Origin of the sequence: Autumnicola tepida, assembly GCF_031846485.1 — a bacterium.
Classification (GTDB): Bacteria; Bacteroidota; Bacteroidia; order Flavobacteriales; family Flavobacteriaceae; genus Autumnicola; species Autumnicola tepida.
The window spans coordinates 28,693-54,016 of sequence record NZ_JAVRHQ010000031.1; the positions used below are offsets into that span (position 1 = coordinate 28,693).

The window sequence follows — 25,324 nt, forward strand, 5'->3', positions numbered from 1 at the left end:
TTTTGCCGAAAATTAATTGCTAATGATTAGAATCATCCGCAGAACAGCTTTTTTCCTGTTTATAATGCTGCATCTTTCTTTTCTGGCGGCTATCTTCTATGAAAAGATGGATACTATTCTTCTTTTGGCAATTCTTGTTTTTATTTCTGCATTAATCAGCATTGCATATTTTAAGGCTCCGCGGGAAGAGGAAGAACATTTTCTTGAAGACCTGTATCATATCCTTTTTGTTATGGCAGGTTGTGCAGCTACTTTTTATTTACACCACAAGGCAGACTTAGGCCCCGTTATAGCTGCCGGTATTACCGGAAGTATAGCTTCCTACATTCCTCACTTCTGCCGCACAAAAAACAGTTTTACACAGGAGATTCCCGCTGCCATTTATTGCGGCGCATTTATCGGGATGACGGGGCCCGAAGTAACTAAAGACTGGAGTTTCATTATTCTTGCAGGTTTCATTACCGGGGTTTTTTATATAAGTTCCAAAAACATTTTTCGGGGGTACGGCGGTAAATTAGGCTCGGTGGCATTTGGCGGAGTGGCCATAACTTCAATTTTCCTGTTCTTTTTTACTTAATGGAAATGCTAGTACTCACCATAACAGGGGCATTCGCCGCAACAGCAACTTACCTTGCCAATCATTTTTTAAAGATGGGAGCGGTAAGAGCTTCTGCCCTGTTATCCCTTGCCGTGGGTTTATTCTTTTACTTTTTTCCCCATTTTTTTGCCCCTTATTTTATCAGGCATATTCCTCTGGTTTTTATGGGAGCAAGCTTTATAGGAATGGTTTCCAAAAATGTAGTGGGTAACTATCTGCTGATTGCTTTTTCCGGAATTATTTTTTCGCTGATTTACCTTAACTCCAGCCGGTTTTTTGCAGGTTTTGGAGGTGCGCTTGGAACAACCGCCTGTATTTCGGTACTTGTTTCAGTAGGGCTGGCTTTTCTTCAGAAAAAAAGAAAAGGCAGAAAAAGTAATAGTAATTGAGATAATTAATATTCCTGAAAAGACATATGCTGATAAGCGGTTTGTAAATTTTGCCATTTTTCCTGGATAGGATGATCTTTTTCCAAAACCTGCATACCTAGTTTAGGAATAATCGCGGCGCTGGAAGTGTATTGGTATTCCGCCAGGTCAAGCCCCAGCTTGCTCACCTGCTTTTCCAGTACAGGTTTGCCTTCGGTATGGTTTTGCCAGCTTTTTCTAAGGCTTTTATAAAAATGGCTGCTAAGGTGCCGGTTGCGGTGCAAAAATTCTTTCTTTTGCTGAAGAAGATACTCATAGCGCCCCGGCTGAAAATTCTGCCAATCTTCTTTACGGCTTTCCATTAATTCTGAAGCATGGTCCCAGAGCGATTTACAAATCCCGGTGACCACAGGAACAAAGCAGGCACGGGCAAAGAGCATAAAAGGATAACTGGCCAGCGGATAAGAAGAATCCCGCGGCTGGCCGGAAAGGTCAAAAAAATTATCAGGAGGAATTTCAGCATTTTTGGCAACAATGCTATGGCTGCAGGTGAGCTGCATTCCAATTTTATTCCAGTCACGTATAATTTCAGCCTGTTCTATGGGCAATACAAATGCTAAATTTTTACCTCCCCTGCGCGTTACCGCGGTAAACATGGAAGCCTGTTCACTCCCGCTACAATATTGCCAGGATCCGTTTACCTGCCAGCTATCCCCGTCTTTTTCAGCATTCCCACTGGGCTTTCCACTTCCGGCAACCAGTGCCTCAGGAGGGTTGAAGTATTTTTGCGCTGTTTCTGGTGAGAGGTAATCGGCAAAATAGGCCCCGCCAACGCCTATGGCCAGCAACCAGCCCCAATTGGCATCGAGATAGGCGGCATTTTCAATCCATTTACCACCTTTATGTAAAGGAATTTCAAGGCCGCCGTAGGATTTGCTGAGGAACATTTTAAAAAGTCCGTGCCGGTAATGCATTTCCAAAGCTTCAGGACTTAATTTCCCCTTTTCCATAAGGTTTTCCCTCCTGAAAAATTCCCTAAAACTATCGCTGTTGTCCTTTAACCATTTTACATCCTCGTTCTGTACGGCACTTATCGCTTGTTCCCACATGCTATAAAATTTGTATTTCATTGCGAATGAAAGGAAAATTCTATTAAATTCTTGTCCTGTACCTCAATAAAATTGAAGAAATTTACATATCACAGGTCCGGCAAAATCTAATTTGTTTTAATTTTAAACTTATGTCTCACGATCACCATCATCACCACCATACTTCTGGAAAGAATTTAAAAATTGCCTTTTTCCTAAACCTGGCGTTTACAATCCTTGAATTTATAGGAGGACTTTATGTAAACAGTATCGCGATTATTTCAGATGCCGTTCACGACCTGGGGGACAGCCTTTCCCTTGGAACATCATGGTACCTGGATAACAAATCCAAACAGAAAGCAGATAATAAATTCTCTTTTGGATACCGGCGGTTTTCCCTGCTGGGAGCGTTAATTAACAGCCTGGTGCTTATTGGGGGATCTATTTATGTTATTTATGAAGCTGTAGGCCGAATCCTGGAACCGGAACATTCCAATGCTGAAGGCATGATTATTTTTGCTGTTGTAGGTGTGGCGGTAAATGGATTTGCCGCCTGGAAGCTGAGCAGTGGCAAAACCCTGAATGAAAAAGTGGTTTCCTGGCATCTAATGGAAGATGTGCTGGGCTGGGTGGCGGTGCTTATCGTGGCCATTGTGCTTAAATTTCAGGATATTCACTATCTGGATCCTGCCCTCTCCCTCTTGATCACCATATATATTTTGTGGAATGTATTCAAACGGCTTAAGGAAACGCTTTTTATTTTTCTTCAGGGCGCACCAAAAGATATAGATTCAGAAGAAATTAAGGCCAAAATCAAAAAAATTACAAATGTTGCTTCCCTGCACCACGTGCACATCTGGTCCCTGGAGGGAGAAAATCATGTTTTTACGGCTCATATAAAGCTCAATAATATTACCGAATTCAGGCAACTACTGGAAGTAAAGGAAAAAGTGAAAGACCTGCTGCAGGAGTATAATTTTGATCATTATACCATAGAAACTGAGCTGGACACCGAAAGCTGTAGCCTTAATGCAGACTCAAGTGGGGAAAAAGTTAATTTTGAGCATAAACATTAACAGGCATTTAAAAAAAGCTTCATATTTAAACTTTGGCAGCTGCAGGAATTCTTCGGAAATTTAAGTTGAACTGAATATTCAACAAAACCCGCAAGTTATGATTCAATTGAAATCAGAGCAAAATATAGTTTACACTACGGCAGAAGAAAAGCTTACTGATGAAGATTACGAAAAAATGATTCCTTTTTTACAGGAAAAGATCAGGGAATTTGGAAAAATCCGTTGGTATTTTGAAATGCAGGATTTTGACGGATGGTCGCTCAGCGCCATGTGGAAAGATGCAAAATTTGATTTTGAAAATAACGAGAACCTACAAAAAGTAGCCATGGTTGGCGCCGAAAAATGGGAAAAAGGGCTTACCCAGCTTATGAAACCTTTTGCCGATGCCGAAGTAAAATATTTCCAATTAAATGAAAGAGAAGCGGCAAAAGCCTGGATAGCATCTGCCTAAAAATTTTAAGCCTGTCCTCCACTCCCGTGGAACAAGACAGGCTTTATTTAAAACAATACATTTGTATATACAATTGTTGTTAAAACATTTATTATCTTTGCTGTTAAGTTGGACTAACAGCGTATATTTATTCAAATAAAAATTACATGGAAAATTTAATCAAAGGCCTGCATCATATAACCTCTTTCGCCTCCAATCCGCAGCAGAATGTGGACTTTTATGCCGGAATCCTGGGGCTAAGGCTGGTAAAGAAAACTGTAAATTTCGACGCGCCGGATATTTATCATCTCTATTACGGAGACGAGTTGGGGCAACCGGGGAGCATACTTACCTTTTTTCCTTACGACGGGATTGCAAAGGGGCGAAAAGGAAACGGACAGGTAACGGTTACCTCTTTCTCTATTCCTGAGAATTCCTTGGAATACTGGATGCGCCGGCTGGACAAATTCAACATCAGCTATCACAAACCGGCACAGCATTTTAACAGGGAAACCTCAATATATTTTGAAGATCGTGACGGTATGGGCATAGAACTGGTGGCCAATAGCGAAGACAAAAGGCCTGGTTTTTCCTACGGCCAGATTCCGCCGGAATATGCCATTAAGGGCTTTTACGGCATCACCATTGCCCAAAGCGATCCCAGGGCCACAACCGCCATTCTCACCGAAGATATGGAACACAAAACTATTCTCGAAGAAGAAAATAGAGTTCGTTTTACTACTTTAGATCAGCCCGGCAGTTATGTTGATATTATAAATGATCCTAAGGCTCAACGCGGTCTTGGTGGTGGCGGCACGGTACACCACGTAGCCTTTGCCACGCCCAATGATGCCACTCAACTGGACTTTCGTGAGCGGCTCCTGAAAAAAGGCTATTTACAACCCACCCCGGTGCTGGACAGGCAATATTTTCATTCCATTTATTTCAGGGAACCTGGCGGTGTTTTGTTTGAAGTTGCCACCAATGATATTGGTTTTGCTATTGATGAAAGTAAGGAACACCTCGGGGAAGAATTAAAACTGCCTGAATGGGAAGAGCCAAATCGCGCTCAAATTGAAAAAGGACTGCAACCTGTTGAAGTTAACATTGAAAAATTCAGAGATTAATGCACGAGTATAATATTGTTGAAAAAGGAACGGCTCCCGGTAAGGCGAAAAAAGCGATTATCCTGCTTCATGGCCGCGGGGCTTCCGCTGAAGATATTCTACAACTGGCGCAGTATTTTCCGGGTGAAGATACTTATTTAGCCGCGCCCCAGGCCACAAACCATACCTGGTATCCTACAAGTTTTATAGCTCCTGAAGAGGAAAACGAACCCTGGCTTTCTTCCGCAGTAGAAGTGGTAAAGAGGCTGATCGATGAAACTGCGCAACATATCCCGCTAAACAAGATTTACCTGATGGGCTTTTCTCAGGGCGCATGCCTGTGCCTTGAAGTCGCCGCGAGATTTGCTAACAGGTATGCCGGTATTGTAGCTTTTACCGGCGGCCTTGTTGGAGAAAAATTAAAACCGGAGCGATATAATGGCAATTTTGAAGGAACAAAGATCTTTATTGGCACCGGAGATAAAGACGCACACGTTCCCCTTGCGAGGGTAAAGGAATCAGTTGAAATTTTGAAAAAATCCGGAGCTGCCGTGCACCTGGAAGTATATAAAGACAGGCCGCATACCATTATTTCAGATGAAATTGAAAAAGCAAAGCGGCTTCTTTTCAGCTAAATTATTTTCTTCAGAAGAAAACTTCAGTGGCAGGGAAAACTGGTAATATTGCGCGATAGTTTGTATCTTCCTGCCGGAAAAATCCACATGAAATGAAGATGAAATCACTAAAATTAATTGGTGTGTTTGCCTTTGCTTCTTTTTCAGCAGGCATACAGGCCCAGGAGAATATGAATAAAAATATCGAAAATATACTGCTTGCCGAATGGCAGGGCCCTTACCAGGGAGTGCCTGCTTTTAACCAAATGCAGGTAGATTTAATACAACCTGCCATAGAGAAAGGCATGGAGATGCATTTGGCTGAAATAGCTGAAATTGCAAATAATCCTGAACCCGCCACTTTCCAGAATACCATTATCCCTATGGAAAAAGCGGGAGAACCTCTGGACCGGGCATTTACCTACTACGGAATTTACAGCAGCAATCTTTCCAGCCCCGAATTCAGGAAGGTTCAGAAAGCTTTATCTCCTGAAATTTCAGCTTACCGCTCAAAGATTTCTCAGAATGAAAAGCTGTTCCAGCGTATAAAAAGCGTTTATAAAAAGGCACAGGAAGATTCACTTCCTCCACAGCAACAGCGCACTGTTGAACTGATCTATAAAGATTTTGAAATGAATGGCGCCAATCTTAATAAAGCGGATAAAGCGCGTTACGCTGATATTAACAGGGAACTTTCCCAGCTTTACACAAAATTCTCAAACAATGTTCTGGCTGAAGAGGAAAACTATGTAGTATACCTGGATAAAAGTCAGCTTGGAGGCCTTCCGGAATCTTATATTAAGTCTGCAGCTACCGCGGCGGCAGATCGCGGCCACGATGGGGAATATGCGGTGACCAATACCAGGTCTTCAATGGATCCGTTTCTTACATATTCGAATGAACGGGAACTCAGGGAAAAAGTCTGGAGAAATTATTATTCCCGCGGAGATAACCAGGACGAATTCGATAATAACGAAGTGATCTCAAAAATTCTAAAATTACGGGATGAGCGTGTGGAATTAATGGGCTATGATAATTACGCGGAATGGAGGCTGCAGGACAGGATGGCCAAAACTCCTGAAAAAGCCATGGAATTAATGATGGCCGTATGGCCTGCGGCTTTGGCAAGGGTTGAAGAAGAAGTGGCTGATATGCAGGAAATCGCCGATAAGGAGAATAAAGGAATAAGCATTAAACCCTGGGACTACCGCTATTATGCCGAAAAAGTCAGAAAACAGAAATATGACCTGGACAGTGAGGAAGTAAAACAATACCTGGAATTGGGCAATTTAACGCAGGCGCTTTTCTTTACTGCAGGAGAATTGTTCAACTTTGAGTTTACCCCGGTTGAAAAGGGAAGCGTGCCTGTTTTTCATCCCGATGTAAAGGTTTGGGAAGTGAGCGATAAAGATTCCGGAGAAATTGTGGGATTGTGGTATTTAGATCCTTATGCGCGGCAGGGAAAACGCTCGGGCGCCTGGGCAACAACTTACCGAAGTGCTACCGAGCTCATGGGCGGAAAACCCGTGCTGGCATCAAATAATTCAAATTTTATTAAACCTGCCCCGGGCGAGCCGGTACTGGTTTCGTGGGACGATGCGGAAACCTTCTTTCATGAATTTGGGCACGCCCTGCACTTTCTTTCTGCAGATGTAAAATATCCTACTTTGCAAAGCGGAGTGAGAGATTATACCGAGTTCCAGTCGCAGTTGCTGGAACGTTGGCTTTCTACAGATAAAGTAATTAATAAGTTCCTTAAGCATCATGAAACCGGGGAGGTAATCCCACAGGAGCTGGTTGAGAAGATCAAAAAGGCCTCTACGTTTAACCAGGGATTTGCCACTACTGAATTTTTAGCTTCTGCCCTTATGGACATGAAATACCATACCACAGATCCTGAAAATATCGATCCCGGGCAATTTGAAAAAGAGCAGCTGGAAGAACTAGGCATGCCGGAACAAATCGTAATGCGGCACCGTTCTCCCCATTTTGGACATGTATTTTCAGGTGAAGGATATGCCGCGGGGTATTATGGTTATCTCTGGGCAGATGTTCTAACTTCTGATGCCGCGGAAGCTTTTGCCGAAGCTCCCGGCGGATTTTATGATAAAGAAGTGGCACATAAACTGGTGAGGTTCCTTTTTGCACCCAGAAATGCCATGGATCCTGCAGAAGCTTACAGGAAATTTCGCGGGAGGGATGCCAACATTGATGCCCTGATGAGGGACAGGGGATTTCCGGTTCCGGAGAAACAGTAAAACCGCCAGCCTGGATGACTAAAACAGAATTGAGAGAGGTAATGGTAACGAGGTATATTGCCCCCTTGCGCGAAGGGGGTTCTTTACCTGCGCTTGTTGAGGCTGATGATGACTTTAAATATGTACTGAAATTTAAAGGTGCCGGCCATGGAACCAAAGCGCTGATAGCTGAATACATTGGGGGCGAAATTGCCAGGACACTTGGGCTAAAAGTACCCGAACTGGTTTTTGCCGATCTAGATGAAGCCTTTGGCAGAACTGAAGCCGACGAAGAAATCCAGGATTTGCTCAAGGCTAGCCGTGGCTTAAACCTGGCCCTGCACTTTCTCTGTGGCGCCCTTACCTACGACCCCGCGGTAAACCAGGTAGATGAAAACCTCGCTTCCCGGATTGTCTGGCTGGATGCCCTAATCACCAATGTAGACCGCACCTTCCGGAACACCAATATGCTTATCTGGCATAAAGAATTATGGCTTATAGATCACGGAGCCTCGTTCTATTTCCACCATTCCTGGGAAAATAAAGAAAAACATAGCACAAGTCCCTTTTCACTTATAAAAGACCATGTTCTGCTGCCACAGGCATCCATGCTTGAGGAAGTAGATAAGGAGTTCCAACAAATTTTAACTGAAGATAAAATCCGTGATATAATAAACCTTATTCCTGAAGAATGGCTGCAATGGCGCGAAACATTAGATCCTGCGGAAGAAATTAAAGAAGCCTATGTTCAGTTCTTGTTGAGGAGACTGGAAAATTCAGAAATATTTATAAAAGAAGCGCAGCATGCCCGAAAAAATCTTATATGAATATGCCGTGGTAAGGCTTGTGCCTAATGTAGAACGGGAAGAATTTATTAACGTTGGAATAATTTTGTTCAGCAAAGGGAACAAATTCCTAAAAATTGCCTGCCAGCTGGACGAAGAAAGATTAAAATTATTTTCCGCAGAAACCGATGTGGAGCAGCTAAAAATTAACCTTTGCTCCTTTGAAAAAATTTGTAAAGGTTTGGAAGATGGCGGCCCAATTGCCAAGATGGATCTCGCCTCCCGGTTTAGATGGCTTACCGCCACACGCAGTGCATCTATTCAAACATCACGCCCGCATTCCGGACTAAGTTGCGACCTGGACAACACTTTGGAAAGGCTATATGCTGAATTGGTATTGTAAACCAGGTTTTAAAAATCAATTTTATGCCCTCCCATAAGTACTTCAAGTTATACAAACCCTATGGATATCTTAGCCAGTTTATCACCAATGAAAAGCCCAGGAAGAAGAAAAAGCTCCTGGGAGAACTTCATGATTTTCCGGAAGGGACAATGTCTGTCGGAAGGCTGGACCAGGATTCTGAAGGATTATTATTGCTGACCACGGATGGTAAAGCAAGTGCCGAAGTTACCGGGCGCAAGGTTGAAAAAGAATATTATGTGCAGGTGGACGGGCTGATAACTGAAGAAGCTATAGAAAGCCTTCAACAGGGAGTAGAAATAAGCATCAATGGAAAAACCTACCGCACAATTCCCTGCAAAACAAAGAAGTTAACAGGCACACCTGTTTTTCCTGAAAGAGCTAAAAAAATTAGGGATGAACGTCATGGGCCTACCAGCTGGATTTCAGTGACTTTGACTGAAGGAAAATTCCGCCAGGTTAAAAAGATGACTGCAGCCGTTGGATTTCCAACTTTACGCCTGGTGAGGGTAAGGATAGGAAAAGAGGTTTTAGATAAAATGCAAGCGGGAGAAGTAAAAATATTAAAAAAATTCGAGTTCTAAATTTTCTGATAAAATAAAGAAGGCGGCTAATATCCGCCACCTTCTTTTCGAAACAAAATAGAAATACACAATCTATAAACTATAAACTGTATCCTAGGCCTGTTAAAGCATCTACAATCAGATCTGCATAATATTGAGCAGAAGCTCCAGGAGTTACTCCATACTCGTAAGCTACTTCAGGCCGGTCCCCCAGGCCGTACTGGCCGCTGTAGTTACCCGTGCTGGAACTTACATATTCCATTAATTTTCTGAAGTTGGCATAAGCACCTGTTGTAGAAGTCTCTACCTGGAATACCACCCCATGGTAATAATTAGCTGGAAAACCGCTTAACCGGCCGCGCAGGATTGCTATATCACTGTCGTAAGTACTTGTTCTTCCTGTTGAGGAGTCCCAAGTAGGAGATCCATCATGATAAATAAATTCAGCCTCATCCTGGAAAGCAAGAACAATAACATCTCCTACAGGTGTTTCACCTTCGATATTCAAGAAGTTGAGAGTTCTTTCATTTCCATTTGATATCACCCGCACCTGATTATCATATGCATCTTCATCGTTACCATACAAAGGCAGTAAAGTTTGTTTAAGAAGTGTATTCCTCATTTCCTGTAGCGGACTCAATGTGGAATTCATTGACCCGGAAGAATCGAAGTAAATATAAATATGGGTATCTTCGCTTATTACAGGACCACCGCCACCACAATTTATTCCAAAGTGGTAGTAATCTACCGCGTCTTCCCCATCAAACATTTCTCTCACCTCTTCATCTGTGAGTACTGCAGAGTACACCACTTCTTCGGTAACATCGGGATAGGCATCAGAATTAAGAAGGGTCACTTCCATATAATACTGGTCTTCACCCTCGGTGTCGGGTAAAGCGAAGCACAAAGGTGTGCCGGCATAATCGCCATTATTATCCATTTCTACTGAATTTGTTTCATCAGTATAAAGTACAGTTCCTGTATCATCTGTACCTAACCAGATATTAACAGAATATTCCGCTGGATAATGCCTGCCGTTATCAGTACAATAATTACCAAACACGCAAAATTCAATTGCCTGGTTAGGAATAATATCAAAGAACAGGTACCCGTATTCATTTACCTGTCTTTCATCATAACATAAAACCTCCACATCTACATATTTCTTTACACCTGCTCCAAGATTAATTGTTATGGGAAGGGCATCCATGACGTAACCATCATATTCGCCGCTATCATCATCATCTATAGGTGCTATCCAGATGGGATTAGCTGAAGCGTCATAAACAATAAACTCTTCAAGCTCATAAGTACCTGGCATTAATTCCAGATCTTCAGAATAATCGGTGAAATAATCCATATCACCATCACTGTCCAGATCATCTGATAAGACATTAATAGTTACGGGATCCATATCAATTCCTCCCTCAGATAAAACAACCATTACAGTGGCTGGTGCGGCATCAGAACATTCCGGAACATCAGAAAAATGTTGTTTTGTGTTAGCCGCGCGGTTAAGAAGATCGTTAAGTGTGGCACCAAAGGTAAGAGTGGCGACTTCCTGCTGTTCAGTGGCTTCATTAACAGGTTCATCTTTGCTACAGGACACCAGCAACATCGCGGAAGCCAAAAAACCCATTAGAAATAATTTAAATTTTTTCATAATAATAAAATTTGGTTAGTATAAAATTTTAACATTTCTGAATTTATTCCACAACAAAGACAGGCCCGAAGAGGGTACGAAAATAGAGCTTGATTTGAGGGCGTATTGCTGGGATAATAGATGCCTGAGATCTAATGAAGGGATGATCTTGTATTCAGACAGGAACTAAGCTAAAGATATCTTAAAGAAAAGTGAATGGGGGTTAACCCTTAATTTTTACCGAAGCTAAATTATTAAAAAACAGGTATTTGAATCATAAATGCGATTGAGAAAAAGCGGAAAGTTTCCCTGGCTTTAGATTGTGCCGTACGAATTTCTTCATCTGAAAAGCTCCTGGATTCCAGCTTTTTTGTAAAAGCACGCCAGGATTTTATATCCTCTCTTTTCCCACTGAAAAAGTAATGGTTCTTTATATGAGATAATTTGGAACATTCTGTTAAATTTTTAGAAATAATTTTTCCTCCCATCGCAGAACCTTCAACAACATACGCTGCACCCAAAGCCTCAATTTCAGAATTACAGGAAAATTTTTGGGCGATAGAGGCGGGTACTTTTGCGGGAATATTCAAAGCTTTCAAATCTTTTTCCAGGGCTAGATATTTACTTTCCCGGTAGTCCTGAAGCTGGCGCGAAATTTCCTTTTCAGTACAATAGTATGCTATGTAATTTTGATAAAGGAGTTCCTTATACTGCTCTGGCGTAATAGTGTGGTTAAGGATTAACTTTGCGTTGTTTTCTTTTTCCAGCTGCTCATGCAACACAGCTGTAGCTTTTCTCAATTCAGTCAGCATCTTCACGATAACTTATATTGTCAATATTTTGCTTAATCCTGGCAACGTTTTGCCGTTGCTCTTCATTATCTATATTAATATCGTCCAGATACTTATAAATTTGGTTAATGCTTATCCTGTTCTTCCTGATCTTTTCACGAAGTTCTTCCTTCTCTACCATATGAAAAACCACTTTTTTAAGCAAGGGATTCAGTTTTTCTGACATGTTTTTCATGTGCTTTTTTAATACAAAACCTGTCGCACCGGAAAGTATGGTATTGGCAGCTAATTCGTCATCATCAATTGTTCCGGTTACAAAAATAAATGGAATTGCAGCATCATACTCCTTAGCTAATTTTAACACATCCAGCCCATTACAAGTGGGAAGGTTGTAATCTGAAATTACCACATCTGGAGCGAAGCTATGCAGCAAAGCAGCACTATCTTCCAGGTTATCTGCCACCCTTATCTCAGGTTTCTCTACAATTTTTTTGATATGATGCTCCAAAAGCTCGGCATCGGTTCGCACATCTTCTACCAGTAATATTCTTAAAGCGGTCTTTATCATTCTTCTGTCCTTAAATTGTTGCCTGGGCTACTACTCTTCTTTAAGTGTAAAGAAGAAAGCAGAACCAAGCCCGGGCTTCGTTTCAACCCATATAGAGCCCTCATGCTTTTCTACAACTCTTTTTGCAATGGCCAATCCAACTCCCGTCCCGGAGTATTCCTCTCCTGCAAGCCTCGAAAATACATCAAAAATTCTATCCTGGTGTTCCGGGTTAAAACCTATGCCATTATCTTTAACATAAAAAATATTTTCCCCACCAACAGATTCGCATCCTATAACTACTTCAGGTTGTTGGCTACCAGAGGAATATTTAAAGGCGTTTTCCAGGAGATTGGCCATAAGTTGTTTTATCATCCTGCGATCTCCTGTAATTTTTGGCAAATCGTTCATATTCACCTTTGTCTTTGGATATTGCGTTTCCAGGCTTTGGGAAGCAATAATCTCTTCCACAAGATTTTGAAGTGAAAATACCTGTTTTACCAGTTTGGTCTGTCCAACTTTGGAATATGAAAGAATATCCTCAATAAGTTCTTCCATTTTTTCAGCGGAACCTAATATCGTATTTATGGCGTTTTGGCCGTAGGCATCAAGCTTCTCCTGGTAGTTGTCCTTTAAGATACGGGCATAACCGTCTATTCCTCTCAGAGGTGCCCTAAGATCATGAGACACACTGTAGCTGAAGGTTTCCAGTTCGGCATTGGCATCAGAAAGATTTCTGTTCAAATCATCTATTTCATCTTTCTGCTTTTTAACAACAACATGGGTAATGCTATCCCGCAGATTTTGTGCTGCTTCAATATCAAAGGATTCCCATGCTTTTGCCACTCCGGAAACTTTTTGTGTCCACCTCTCAAAAGATTTTCGGGGACTAAGATATTCCACCCCATTCTTTACATATCCATTCTTCTCAGGATTTCCTCCCCAACTAACAGATTTTGTTGCCTCTGTCCTAAACCAGATAACATAATCCTGTTTCTCTTCCCCTAAGCGAACAGATAAAATTCCCGAAGCTTTATCTTTAAATACTTCAGCAGGTGCATATACTTTTTTTAGGCTCTTGGTTTGAAATACTTTTTCTTTCCGGTCCCCAAGAAAATTAAGAATAAGATTCATCACTTCCTCTTCTGAAGGTGTACTGCCGGAAAGGCATATTTTGCCATTTCTGTATATGGCGCCGCCACTGCATTCTATTAGATCTGTGAATCTGGGCTTATATTTTACCAAGGCAGCAACAATATCTGCTATGGAATTCATCTGCATCACAAGCTCTTTCCTTATTTTTTCTGATTCTTTTATTTTTTTAAGGAAAGTATTTGTGTTTTTCAGCGCCAGTTTGTTTGATAATACCTGGGTTAGGAATTTACAGGATTGCCGCTGGTGATAATTGATAAATTTTGGACTGTTATGATGGCATGCCAGTAAGCCCCAAAGCTTTCCGTTTAAAATAATTGCAGCGGTAAGGGAAGCCCCCACCTTCATATTCTGTAAATACTCAATGTGAATTGGAGAAACTCCTCTTAATTCTGAACCTGAAATATCCAGGGGTTCATTATTAATCGGGCTTAATTCCGGGTAAATTGGTGATGGGCGATAATTTACATCACTTATTATACGCACGCCCTGTTTCATAAAAATTTCCCGCGCAGGTTTTGGAATATCAGTAGCGGGGTAATGCAAACCAAGCCAGCTTTCCATTCCCTCTTCCCGCACTTCGGCTACCACTTCCCCGTTCCATTCCTCATCAAAATGGTACATCATCACACGGTCATAATCAAATAAATATTTAACCAGGGAAACCGCCTGCTGGCACATTTCCTTTATAGAGCCGGTGTTACCCAGCTCCCCAAGAATTTTGGTTAGCTGCTCCTGGAAAAGAATAGGATCTATAGACTCTCCAAAAGGTTCAAAATCTATAATGAGATTTTCTCCGGAAAGATGTGGAATAAGAAAAAACTTAACGTCGTTTATCTGGATTTCTTCCGGAAGCAGGGTTTCATTACTGGAAATTTTTTGCTGAAGCCTTTCCGCCTGCGCAGAAGGTATTACCTGCGAAAGTTTTTTGGATAAGATTCCTTTAAGTTCAAACCCTAGTAATTCTTCTACATTCTCACTACACTGGGTGATTTTAAGGGAATGTTTGTCACATACCAGAATAACTCCATGAGCCTGGGCCCGGGCAATAATATGAATTGGTTCCCGGTCACAGTTTGTAACATTTACTTTTTCAGAATAGGAATGGGTGAATGGAGCCATCTATTTTCTTTTAATCTTGAAGTAGAAAGTACTGCCTACTCCAGGCTGCGAATCTACCCATAATGTACCCTCGTGCAAATGTACGATCTTTTCTACATGTGCAAGGCCAACCCCGGTTCCATCATATTTTTCTTCGGTAGGAACACGGTTAAAAATGGTAAATATTTCCTTCTGATCTTTTTCAGAAATTCCTATCCCGTTGTCCATTACTGAAAAAACCCAGTAATTTCCCTCCTGATAGGCCGAAATCCTGATTTCCGGATCCCTGTCTTTGGCTTTATACTTTAAGGCATTGCTCAACAGGTTCTGAAAGAGTAACCTTAACTCCACTTCATAAGCCCTTACTTTTGGAAGGGACCCCACATGTACTTTTGCCTTTGTATCCCTAATTCTTTTTCCCAGATCATATTTTACCACTTCCACAAGTTCCCGTGTATTCACGAGAGACTTTTTAGTATTGCGGCCAATCCTGGAATGTTCCAGTAAAGCTTTTATCTGATCGGCCAGACGATTGGAAGCCTGATCTATATAAGAAATATACTCTTTGCCTTTGGCATCCAGTTTTTCAGCATAAATTTTTCCCAGGATATCACTCCCAAATTTTATTGTAGAAAGCGGCTCCTGAAGGTCGTGTGAACAAATAGAAACAAACTGCTCCAGGTCTTTATTGGCCCTTTCCAGGTCAGCCTTTTGTTCTTTCAATTCTTCCTGTGCTTTTTTAAGTTCAGAAATATCCACGCAGGTAAATCTGTGCGTAATCCCATTGCCGTCGTCATCTACTTCTATGGTGGAATTCATGATCACGGGAATCACTTTTCCTGATCTGGTAAGCATTTCCTGCTCAACATTTTTAAGCTCTCCCTTTTTTCTGAAAATTTCATTCAGCTTTAAAGCCTCTACCTGGGACTCCTCCTCATACAAATCAAAAAATGGTTTTCCTATAATTTCTTCCTTGTCTTCATAACCAAGTTTTTCCACTGCTTCCTGGTTGCACTGCACCACGAGGGACGTGGTTGGATCTATACTAAAATGCATTACCGGATCTTCCTCGTAGAAAGATTTAAACCTTTTCTCGCTGGCAATTAATCTTTTGCGAGATTTTTCCAGGTTTTCTATGTCTATAAAGGTAACCACCACTCCGCTTATTTTACCGGAAGAATCACGGTATGGAGAGATCCTTCTTAGAAAATTTTTACCTTTCTTGGAAGTAATCTGTTTCTCCAGGGTTTTGCCATTTTTTAAGACCATTTTACATCGAGCCACCAGGTTTCGTTTTCCAATATTGTCTGTAAAATGTTCTATAGGGCGCCCTTCATCTGAATTGATAAAGCTGAAATGTTCCTTTATAGAGGGCGTAAATTTTCTAATTCTTAGATTTCTGTCAAGGAAAATAGTTCCTATTTGCGTACTCTCCAACAGGTTGTTCATATCGGAATTTAATGCTGCGAGATCATCCATTTTCTGGATATTTTCTGCATTAACCGTATTTATTTCCTCATTTACGCTCTGTAATTCCTCATTAGTACTTTGCAGTTCCTCGTTGGAAGCAAGAAGTTCCTCATTTGCTGCCTGCAACTCTTCGTTACTGCTTTCAATTTCTTCAAGCGATTGCTGAAGGTCTTCCTTGGTCTTCTTCAATTCATCTTCCAGCTCGGCAATATGATTTTGGGTCCTGCTGTCCGGCGTGGATTTTTGTACTTCTTTTATTTCAGAAAGATCAACCTCTTTTTCAACAAAAGTAATCACAAAATTTAGCTCATCATCAAGGTGCTTTTGTGTGAATGGTTTTACTATAACATCCATCGCCTTTGGCTCCCCCTGATGCTGGTAGATGGCATCCCGATAAACAGCCTTGGAATTTCCCTTTTTTGCTTCCTTGGTGGTACTAAGTACAACATGCTTTACCTCTGCCCCCATCATATCAAGCAGGTTTACAGAGAAACCTCTTACCGGCAGGTTGGCATATTTTCGAAATTCCCCAATGGCGTGCATTATATTATAGTCCGAATCCACGTAAACACTTGCACCACCAAACTGGTCCAGAATGGCTTCGCTAAGCTCATTGATGAATTTCGTTTTAGTACTTACTTCGACACCAGTAGAAGTGTCTGGCATTTTTTTCTTTTCAGGCCTTGTTGTGGAAAGCCTCGAGGATGAAGACCTTAAGGTTTCGCTTTGCAGTCGCTTTCGCGGAAAAACATTGCGATAAATTTTCCACTTCCGGCTCACATCATCAAAAAATTCACGGTGAGTATTAACACTTTCGCTGGTTCCCAGCACCAAAAATCCATCTTCCTTCAATCCATAATGCAGGACATTTAGCGCCTTTTTTTGAATGGAAGGCTGAAAATAGATGAGCAGGTTTCTGCATAAAACCAGGTCCATCCTGCTAAAAGGAGGATTTTTAATTATGTTATGCTTTGAAAAAATCACCATACGCCTGATTTTTTCAACCACCTGATAACCTTCCACGCAATCTATAAGGTATTTCTCTGCAAGGTTTGGCGGGATATCGGCGATGATACTCTCCGGGTAAATTCCTTTGCTGCCAATTTCAAGGTGCTTTTCAGCAATGTCGGTAGCAAAAATTTTTACTTCAATATTTTTATTCTGTCGCTCAATTTCTTCATTTATTATCATACCAAGGGAATAAGCCTCTTCCCCTGTACTACAGGCCACATCCCATATTTTGAAGACATCCCCGTCCTTCTTTTTACTGATTAGTTCCGGAATAACATCATCTTCCATTATTTCCCAAACCCGGGCATCCCTAAAAAATTTGGTAACACCAATAAGAAACTCCCTGTACAGGCAATCTATTTCTTCCGGATTAGACTTCAGTACATAATAATATTCCTCCAGGGAATTACATTTGCACACATTTACCCGGCGCGCCACTCTACGTGCTAAAGTGGAATATTTATATTCGCTAAAATCGAGCTGGGTTTCCTGGTCTATAAGGTGCAGGATCTTAATAAGGGAATTTTCATCGTATTCTATATTCTCCTCGGTATATTTGACCACAGAAGGCGCATTGATGAAATTTTGTAACTCCTGCCCCATCTCTTCTATTGGGAGAATATAATCCACCAGGCCGGTGCTTATGGCGCTATTGGGCATTCCGTCAAATTTCGATTCCTGCGGATCCTGTACCATCACCATTCCATCTTTCTCCTTAATCGCCCTAATCCCACGGGTACCGTCACTCCCTGTACCACTAAGAATAATTGCGATCGCTTTTTCCACCCTGGCATTTGCAAGGGATTCCAGAAAAATATCAATTGGAAGATTAAGTTTCTGGTCCTGGGGCTTTTTCAGGAGGCGAAACTTGTTTTCTTCCAGGATAAGATTGTTCACAGGGGGAATTAAATAAATTCTTCCCGGTTCTATCTCCTTTCCATCTTCAATCTGTTCTATGGGAAGGTGTGCAGATTTTGCCAGGATTTCCCCCATCATACTTTTATAGTCTGGCGATAGATGCTGTATTACAATGTAGGCATTATTGTCTTCTTCAGATATACCGCTAAAAAAAGCTTTTAAAGCTTCCAGTCCTCCTGCACTTGCTCCAACTGCGATTATCCTAAAATCCCGGACCGCGTTTTCTGATTCTGAAACCTGAGAAAGAATGTTGTCATTTTTGGTCATGCGTAGTAGTGATAAATCCCTGTTTACGGGGAAATACGATAAAATTTAAAAAATCAAAATTAATAGTTAAATTCGAGTGTTTCTTGATGTTTTCAAACAATTCTGACTCTATATCCAACAACTTTTGCGCCTATTGGAAGAGCAATTGGGAAATTAACACCTTGACTTCTTAAAATTTCTTAATAAAAAGGTAAATTATATTAATAATAGTTAAAACATTCTTTCTTGGAAACTAGAGCAGAAGTAATTCTTCCACAATAAAATAATGACATGAGGATAAAATTCCCCACCTTTAAATGAAAATAATTTATTTAGTAGCGTAATACTTTATGGTTCGATTTTACCTCATACTTTCCTATCAAAGAAATTCCCGCCAAAACGACCCAATATGAGGTAATCTGCCATATTAGCATATTTTTGTCAGACTCGCAGTCTATATAGAATCTCTATAGGGGATAATTATTTTCAATCATAGGAGGGAAAACAGCATTTCTGTGATGCAAGATGTATTAAGAATTGCGGTTTTACATTCCTGTTTCAGTAGATTGCAAGACTTGCTCAGTCCTTTCTATTCCACACCTCGCAGGCAACAAAACCTTTTTTATAAAGCATCTAAAACCTTATTTCATGAAATTAAGTTACTAAAATTATGATTTTTACTTTATCTTGAAAGACTGAAACCTCCTGTAGATACAGGTGGTTTTGGAATACTCGCACGATGTTTGAGCATAAAAAGACAAATTAACTGAGCCCAATGGGTGAAAGATTTAAAAACCAAAAAATATAAAATGAAAGTACTAGTTATCGGAGCAGGAAATATGGGTCTTACTTATGCTGAAGGCATGGCAAAGTCCAGTATGCTAAACAGAAGGAACCTTATGATTTTTGACAAATCAGCAGAAGTTTTGACCACCTTAAGCAGTATTGATCATTTTGACGTTTTTGATAAAATTGAAGACTGCCTGCCGGAAGCCGATGTGGTGTTTCTGGCCGTTAAGCCTTACCACTGTGACGATCTTTTTTCAGAAATAAAACCTCTTGTTAACCAGGAACAAATATTTGTCTCCCTGATGGCAGGTATCACCATAAATAAAATTCAGCATGGTCTAGGGGTAAAGAAAGTGGTAAGGTCCATGCCTAACCTGCCTGCCCAGGTAGGAAAAGGCGTTACTTCTTACACCGCTTCTGAAGAGGTTTCGCGCGTGGAACTTCTAATGGTGAGAAATTTACTGGACACCACAGGGGAATCCATCAAGGTTAAAAATGAAAACTTTATAGATGCCTCAACAGGAATTTCCGGTAGCGGGCCGGCGTATGTATTTTACTTTATGCAGTCTATGCTGGAAGCTGCCCTTAAAATGGGCTTCTCACAACATGACTCCAAGGTATTGGTAAGCCAGACCTTTGAAGGAGCAGTGGAACTTTTTAACCAGAGCGACCTTTCTCCAAACACCTGGATGGAAAGAGTGGCTTCCAAAGGAGGGACCACACGTGCAGCCCTGGATTCTATGGAAGACAATAATGTTAAGGAATTGATTAAAGATGCAGCGTATGCAGCGTTTGACAGAGCTGTGGAACTGGGAAAAGAAGAATAAAACTTATCTGTAAAACAAATAAAATGGATAAAAAAAGAATAGTCGTAAAGGTTGGAACTAATGTAATGACCAATAAAGACAACAGGATTGTTGGTCCCGTTCTAAAAAACCTTGTAAGGCAAATCGCAACTCTTTATGAACAGGATATTCACGTGGTGCTTGTGTCATCAGGTTCTGCCATTGCAGGAAAAGAAATTTTAGGAGAAATCGCAATTAAGGATGCTTCTAAAAGGAGACAGGTCTTTTCTTCAGTTGGACAGCCTCGGATGATGCGCCATTACTACAGCATTTTCCATGACTACGGAATGCGTTGTGCACAGGTATTGGCTACAAAAAGGGATTTTAGTCCCGGGATCCACCGCGAGAACATGATTAATTGTTACGAGTCTTTACTTTCCGAAGGAATTATACCAATAGCAAATGAGGATGATGCCGTTTCTGTAACCATGTCTATGTTCTCAGACAATGATGAACTGGCAAGTTTGGTAGCAGAATTAATTGGCGCAGATTCGCTTATAATCCTTAGCGATACTGATGGATTGTACACCGGACATCCTGATGATGAAGATTCAGAAAAACTAAATAAAGTACAGGTGGACCAGAATGTAGAAAAATATGTTCAGGAATCTGGAAAAGGTGAAGGTGAAGGCCGCGGCGGAATGGAATCCAAAATAAAGATCGCCAAAAGTACCGCTTCCAAGAATATCACTACTTACATCGCAAATGGTAAAAACGAGAATGTGATTTTAGATATTATGGACGGTAAACCGGTGGGAACAAAATTCACCGAGTAAAGAACGAATCAAAAAATTAAAAAGAAAGAGATGAAACTTTTAAATACGGAAATTAAAAATAACGTGCTGAAATCCATGATGCAGATCCTGGATAAAAGGCGACAGGAAATTATTGAGGCCAACAAGAAAGATCTTGAGGCATTCAATAAAGACGATCAGGCAATGTATGACAGGTTGATCGTTGATGATAAGAAGGTAAATGGCATGATCCAGTCTGTTAAAGAAGTAATGGAGCAGGACGATCCCGTTGGGCAGGTAATTGAGCACAGGCAGTTGGACACCGGCCTGGATATTACCAATAAAACCGCTCCTTTCGGGAACATAATGATCATTTATGAATCCCGTCCAGATGTGACCATTGAAGCCTCTGTTCTTGCCTTTAAAGCCAACAACAAGATTTACCTAAAAGGTGGTAAAGAAGCTATACATTCCAATAAAATCCTGGAAGAATGCTGGCATGAAGCTCTGGAAGAAAACGGACTTGGAAAAGAATGGATTAAACTGCTGCATTTGAGCAGGACAGAAACCCAGGAATTTCTAAAAAATCCGCCAGAACAACTGGACCTGATTGTTCCCCGTGGAGGCGAAAGACTGATCGCTTTTGTAAAGGAACACGCCACCGGAGCAGTATTAGTTAGCGGAAGGGGAAATAACTTCCTTTATATTTCTGAAAATGCCGATTTCGAAACTGCCAAAAAGGTAATTTTAAATGCTAAAACCGATAAGATTTCCGGTTGTAATGCCCTGGATAAGGTACTGGTAGATAAAAACCTTCCGCAGTATGAAGAGCGGATTAAAGAGCTCATCCAGTTTATGGAAGATCATAAAGTGGAAGTGCTTGTGGATGAAGAAGTGTCTAAAATTGCGACTTCGCAATCTAAAGTTCCTTCAGAAGATACCTGGTATGAAGAATTTCTGGCCATGAAAATGGTAATTGGAAGCATTGATGGGCTGGACGCCGCAATTGAAAAAATAAATAAATATTCCGGCGGGCATTCTGCTTCTATTATCACTACCGATAAAGAAGAAGCCGTTAAATTTATGGAACAGGTAGACAGTGCTGCGGTATATCACAACGCTTCCACCCGATTCACCGATGGCGGACAGATGGGTGTTGGCGCTGAACTGGCTATAAGTACAGATAAGCTTCACCACCGTGGCCCGCTTGGTTTAAAGCAACTGGTTACCAATAAATATTATGTATTGGGAGAAGGCCACATAAGGGCTTAAAAATTCCTAATTTATAAGAATAAAAAAGCCGTCCGAAAAGGATGGCTTTTTAACTTTCAGGAAGTTTTTTTAAGACTTTATGAAAACAGAAAAGGCTGCCCATTTAGACAGCCTTTCTTTTATTCAGGTAGATAAGTAATTAGATTTTTATAATCTTGAGAGGATCTGTTTTAAAGTCTGAACCTTGAATAATTACTACATAAATTCCTCTAAACTGGCGGCTCAGGTCCATGTGGTGTATATTTTTCCCTTCGGAAAGTTTTAGGTTATCTTTTAACACCCTTCTTCCAAAAAGATTATAGACCTCAACAGACACTTTTTCATTTTTCGCTGAAATTATTTCCAGGTTTACCGCTCCCCTTGTTGGGTTTGGAAAAGCCTTAACTTCCTTTATCACCACCGGCGCCTCATTACAACTCCCAAGGCTGGCTCCTCTTCTTAAAAATGTGGGAACCGCTGCTTTTGCAATACAAAGGGATTTCCCCCTGAAACAAACCTGTACTTTTTCGTGCCATTTGTTATTTCCGCAGGAAACATCTTCCACATTTACAGTTACACTCCCGGAAGCAGTACATCCATTTTCGTCTGTAACTTCTAAAGTATAGGTAATGGTTTCTTCAGGCGTAACTTCAATCGCTCTTGTAGTTTCTCCATTACTCCATAAATAAGTGTACTTCCCTGAACCTCCGCTTATATTCTCCGGTTCCAGTTTAACCAGCTCCCCGTCATATCCCAGATAATATGTCTGGTCTTCGATCATTTCAACAACAATGGCATCATAAGCTTCAATAGTAAATTCTGCCGTAGCGGAGCTTCCTAAAGCATCTTCCACTACCACAGAATAGGTTCCTTCACTCAAACCTGTGATAGTCTGGCTGGTTTCACCATTGCTCCACTTAAAGGTGTATGGCGCAATCCCACCTTCAACATTCGCGGTTAATGTACCTGTCTCAGCATCATTACAAATGTTACCCTGTCCTTCCACAGAAGCGGAAAGCGGTTTTAGCTGAAGCCGTACCGATACCGGGAAATGATCTGATGCGGTATAGGTATAATCACTGCTATAGAATTCATAATGAACACGCGCGGAACCATCAATGTAATTATCATCTAATTCATCGGTAACAGTAATATGATCTATTACATCATTATTAAAAGCGTAAGAGCGGTATCCCTGTTCGCTCAAAATTGCCGTTAAAACAGTATAATCTTCAGCATCATTTACATATTCCACATAGCTGGAAACGCTGGTGCTCACATCGGCCACAGTTTCATCCACATCATCATTATAGTCCCCAAGGATCATAACGTTTTTATCCGCATAATGAGCATCTAAAGAATCTTTCAGCACCTCTACATCATATTTTCGCATTTCATAGCGGTTAAGCGGCCCGGAACTGCTGTTGGCCCTGGCATGAAGCGCGATAAAGTTAATATTGCTGGTCGCACCATTAAGAGTGACATCTGCGTTCATTAGAAAAGGTAACCTTCCGCTGGCATAAAACCGGTCCACTTCAGCAGGATAATCCACAAGTAAACCGGCATCACTTCCATCATAAAAAGGATGGAGGGAAGTAAACATGGCTCTTGTGGAGTTTATAGAAACTGTTTCAGTTTTAAAGACGAACCCGACTTTTTGGCCTCCGGGACTATCCGGATAAGAAGTAGCATCGGAAAGGACATAATCGTACCCGGGCATTTCTGAAATCATTTCATCAAAAAGCACCTCATCTGAAATTTCTTCCACCGCGATCACATCGGCATCAAGGCCAAGGAGGATTTCCTTTACTGCTTCCTTTTGAACCTCATCTGAATTTTCACTGCCCGCAGCAGGAGAATTTGCTTCATCCCCATACCACTCGATATTCCAGGTAGCAGCATCAAGTGTGAGATCCCTGGAAATATCAGAGCCCGGATAAGTAGGGTTAAATTCTTCAGCACAAGGCAAATCGGCTTCATTTCTTGGAAGCAGTTGATTGATATCATTATACCTTCCTACCACGCCAACAACTTCTGCGCAGGATTCCGGCTGGGTTTTTCCAACCAAGCCTTCCACATCTCCATCAATACGCAATTCCCCGCTTCCGCTTTCGTCAGAAACCTGGTAATTGGCATTTCCGAAGAACAATTGTCCCGGTTCAGGAAAAAGCATATCGGAAATTTGTACCAGCTGGCCGCGGTAATTTTCCATTTCAGCAAGGCTGATGCTAACCGGTTCAATAGGATTTTCAGCAACCCCAAGATATTCAACAGACTCCACATCTGAAATCTGTATCAATTCATTATAAACAGCCCTAACCCCGGTTACTCTTAAACTATCCCCTATATTATAAAGGCCTTCTTCTGTAACCAAATCACCGAAAATGGCAATTCCGCCTGTTTCATCCTGAATGTAGGCTGTATTCCCCAGTTGATCTGAAACTGTAAGTGTTCCTTCAACAATAACTTTAGTGCCAATACTGGTCGCTCTTGCTGCTGCAATATCTATAGGTTCAGTAATTCCCGGCTCTGGTTCCGGCTCAGGCTCTACCGGGCCCGAACCAAAGGACTGATTGGTATTAACCGCGCCAAAAGTACTGGCAATTGCTTCCTGCCAGGTAAAATCTTCATAATTTGTTCCTGTTCCTTCCAGCTGCAAAGAATAACCTGCCAGGGTGGAATTCGTTTCCTCCACTCCAATATCTATACTTTCCATTCCGGCTGCCGGGCCTTCAACAGGAATAAACGTGCCTTCGTAACTAAGGAATTGCAATACATTTCCTTCAGGATCTACTAAAGCGAGGCCGTCCGGACTACCATTTTGAAGCCCATCTATAAGAAAAGCAAGCGTTCCAAAGCCATTATCGAGATTAGGTATAACGCCGCTAAGGGACTGCGTTCCATAATCTTTTAACTGACTGCTGGAGCCATTGTAAAGCACGATGCTGTACCCGCTAAGGTCTGTCCCGGCGGTTCCTGCGATTTCCACACCTTCATTGGTATCGGTACTCGCATTGTCATAATGCAATTCATTAATAAATAATACAGGTTCCGGCGAAATAAAGGTTTGCCCGTTATTTACCTGCCCAAAAGTGTTTACAGCTTCCGGCGCCCAGGTAAAATCTGAATAATAACTGCCTTCCCCGGTTAGCTGAAGGGAATATCCGGCCGGAGTATTGCTTCCCTCTTCCACGCCAATATCTGTGCTTTCCATCCCGGCAGCAGGCCCTTCAACAGGGGTAAAAGTACCTTCATAGCTCAGGAACTGGATTACATCTCCTTCAGGATTCAACAAAACCAGCCCATCGGGGCCGTTTTGAATCCCTTCAACTGCAAAATCCAAAGTTCCATAACCATTCTGCTGATCAGCAAAAGTCCCGGAAAGATTAACGGTTTCATAAGGTTTCAGCTGGCTTGAGGATCCATTATATAAAATGAGGCTGTAACCGTCCAGATTTGTTCCGGCTGTTCCTGCCAGCTCCACGCCTTCCCCGGCATCTGAGCTTTCATTATCATAATGCAGTTCATTAATAAAAACAAT

At 41.4% G+C, this 25,324-nt stretch carries 20 protein-coding genes; 13 read left to right on the forward strand and 7 right to left on the reverse strand.

All coding sequences use genetic code 11. The features are described 5' to 3' along the window. Window positions 1-22 precede the first annotated feature (22 nt). The gene (locus RM553_RS17655) at window positions 23-577 is read left to right on the forward strand and encodes a hypothetical protein (RefSeq protein WP_311536286.1); all 555 of its coding nucleotides are present in this window, start codon (window positions 23-25) and stop codon (window positions 575-577) included. A gap of 5 nt (window positions 578-582) precedes the next feature. Next, window positions 583-987, forward strand: coding sequence for a hypothetical protein (locus RM553_RS17660; RefSeq protein ID WP_311536287.1), 405 nt, complete (start codon window positions 583-585; stop codon window positions 985-987). A gap of 5 nt (window positions 988-992) precedes the next feature. Here the strand turns inward: RM553_RS17660 and RM553_RS17665 are convergent, their stop codons facing one another. Next, window positions 993-2,075, reverse strand: a complete 1,083-nt coding sequence (locus RM553_RS17665; protein ID WP_311536288.1) for an acyl-CoA dehydrogenase family protein — start codon at window positions 2,073-2,075, stop codon at window positions 993-995. A 131-nt stretch (window positions 2,076-2,206) separates the two neighbouring features. On the opposite strand from RM553_RS17665, the gene RM553_RS17670 reads away from it, so the two are divergent. The 8 genes from RM553_RS17670 (at window position 2,207) to RM553_RS17705 (ending at window position 9,307) form a co-directional block, all read left to right on the forward strand. Then, window positions 2,207-3,130 (forward strand): cation diffusion facilitator family transporter, encoded by a 924-nt coding sequence (locus RM553_RS17670; RefSeq protein WP_311536289.1) that lies wholly within the window; start codon window positions 2,207-2,209, stop codon window positions 3,128-3,130. A 97-nt stretch (window positions 3,131-3,227) separates the two neighbouring features. After that, entirely contained in the window at window positions 3,228-3,581 is a 354-nt protein-coding gene (locus RM553_RS17675; protein WP_311536290.1) for a SpoIIAA family protein, read from the forward strand. A 146-nt stretch (window positions 3,582-3,727) separates the two neighbouring features. Beyond that, the gene (locus tag RM553_RS17680) at window positions 3,728-4,687 is read left to right on the forward strand and encodes a ring-cleaving dioxygenase (protein ID WP_311536291.1); all 960 of its coding nucleotides are present in this window, start codon (window positions 3,728-3,730) and stop codon (window positions 4,685-4,687) included. Beyond that, a complete protein-coding gene (locus RM553_RS17685) occupies window positions 4,687-5,301 on the forward strand; it encodes an alpha/beta hydrolase (RefSeq protein WP_311536292.1) in 615 nt (204 codons plus the stop codon). The genes RM553_RS17680 and RM553_RS17685 overlap by 1 nt, the downstream gene beginning before the upstream one ends. Before the next feature lie 98 nt (window positions 5,302-5,399). After that, window positions 5,400-7,538, forward strand: a complete 2,139-nt coding sequence (locus RM553_RS17690) for a M3 family metallopeptidase (protein ID WP_432271473.1) — start codon at window positions 5,400-5,402, stop codon at window positions 7,536-7,538. Window positions 7,539-7,552: 14 nt separating this feature from the next. Next, the gene (locus RM553_RS17695; protein ID WP_311536294.1) at window positions 7,553-8,344 is read left to right on the forward strand and encodes a HipA family kinase; all 792 of its coding nucleotides are present in this window, start codon (window positions 7,553-7,555) and stop codon (window positions 8,342-8,344) included. Continuing rightward, the gene (locus tag RM553_RS17700) at window positions 8,322-8,705 is read left to right on the forward strand and encodes a DUF3037 domain-containing protein (RefSeq protein ID WP_311536295.1); all 384 of its coding nucleotides are present in this window, start codon (window positions 8,322-8,324) and stop codon (window positions 8,703-8,705) included. The genes RM553_RS17695 and RM553_RS17700 overlap by 23 nt, the downstream gene beginning before the upstream one ends. Before the next feature lie 23 nt (window positions 8,706-8,728). Continuing rightward, window positions 8,729-9,307, forward strand: a complete 579-nt coding sequence (locus RM553_RS17705) for a pseudouridine synthase (protein ID WP_311536296.1) — start codon at window positions 8,729-8,731, stop codon at window positions 9,305-9,307. 79 nt (window positions 9,308-9,386) lie between these two features. Here the strand turns inward: RM553_RS17705 and RM553_RS17710 are convergent, their stop codons facing one another. From RM553_RS17710 to RM553_RS17730, 5 genes are all read right to left on the reverse strand, one after another. After that, window positions 9,387-10,949 carry a hypothetical protein gene (locus RM553_RS17710; RefSeq protein WP_311536297.1) on the reverse strand — a complete coding sequence of 521 codons (1,563 nt, stop codon included), beginning with the start codon at window positions 10,947-10,949 and terminating at the stop codon, window positions 9,387-9,389. Window positions 10,950-11,182: 233 nt separating this feature from the next. After that, the gene (locus tag RM553_RS17715) at window positions 11,183-11,740 is read right to left on the reverse strand and encodes a biliverdin-producing heme oxygenase (RefSeq protein ID WP_311536298.1); all 558 of its coding nucleotides are present in this window, start codon (window positions 11,738-11,740) and stop codon (window positions 11,183-11,185) included. Next, entirely contained in the window at window positions 11,730-12,287 is a 558-nt protein-coding gene (locus RM553_RS17720) for a response regulator transcription factor (protein WP_311536299.1), read from the reverse strand. The genes RM553_RS17715 and RM553_RS17720 overlap by 11 nt, the downstream gene beginning before the upstream one ends. A gap of 30 nt (window positions 12,288-12,317) precedes the next feature. Then, a complete protein-coding gene (locus RM553_RS17725) occupies window positions 12,318-14,540 on the reverse strand; it encodes an ATP-binding protein (RefSeq protein WP_311536300.1) in 2,223 nt (740 codons plus the stop codon). Continuing rightward, a complete protein-coding gene (locus RM553_RS17730; protein ID WP_311536301.1) occupies window positions 14,541-18,185 on the reverse strand; it encodes a chemotaxis protein CheB in 3,645 nt (1,214 codons plus the stop codon). A gap of 788 nt (window positions 18,186-18,973) precedes the next feature. On the opposite strand from RM553_RS17730, the gene proC reads away from it, so the two are divergent. The 3 genes from proC to RM553_RS17745 are packed head-to-tail and all read left to right on the forward strand — an operon-like array spanning window position 18,974 to window position 21,804. Next, window positions 18,974-19,780: a pyrroline-5-carboxylate reductase gene (gene proC, locus RM553_RS17735; RefSeq protein ID WP_311536302.1), complete on the forward strand. Its 807-nt coding sequence runs from the start codon at window positions 18,974-18,976 to the stop codon at window positions 19,778-19,780. Window positions 19,781-19,803: 23 nt separating this feature from the next. Then, complete coding sequence (gene proB / locus RM553_RS17740; RefSeq protein ID WP_311536303.1) at window positions 19,804-20,574, forward strand: glutamate 5-kinase; 771 nt, start codon at window positions 19,804-19,806, stop codon at window positions 20,572-20,574. A gap of 30 nt (window positions 20,575-20,604) precedes the next feature. Then, window positions 20,605-21,804, forward strand: coding sequence for a glutamate-5-semialdehyde dehydrogenase (locus tag RM553_RS17745; protein ID WP_432271472.1), 1,200 nt, complete (start codon window positions 20,605-20,607; stop codon window positions 21,802-21,804). Between the two features lie 139 nt (window positions 21,805-21,943). Here RM553_RS17745 and RM553_RS17750 read toward each other — a convergent pair. Then, window positions 21,944-25,324, reverse strand: a 3,381-nt coding sequence (locus tag RM553_RS17750; RefSeq protein ID WP_311536304.1) for a DUF5689 domain-containing protein, incomplete at its 5' end; no start/stop codon positions are given.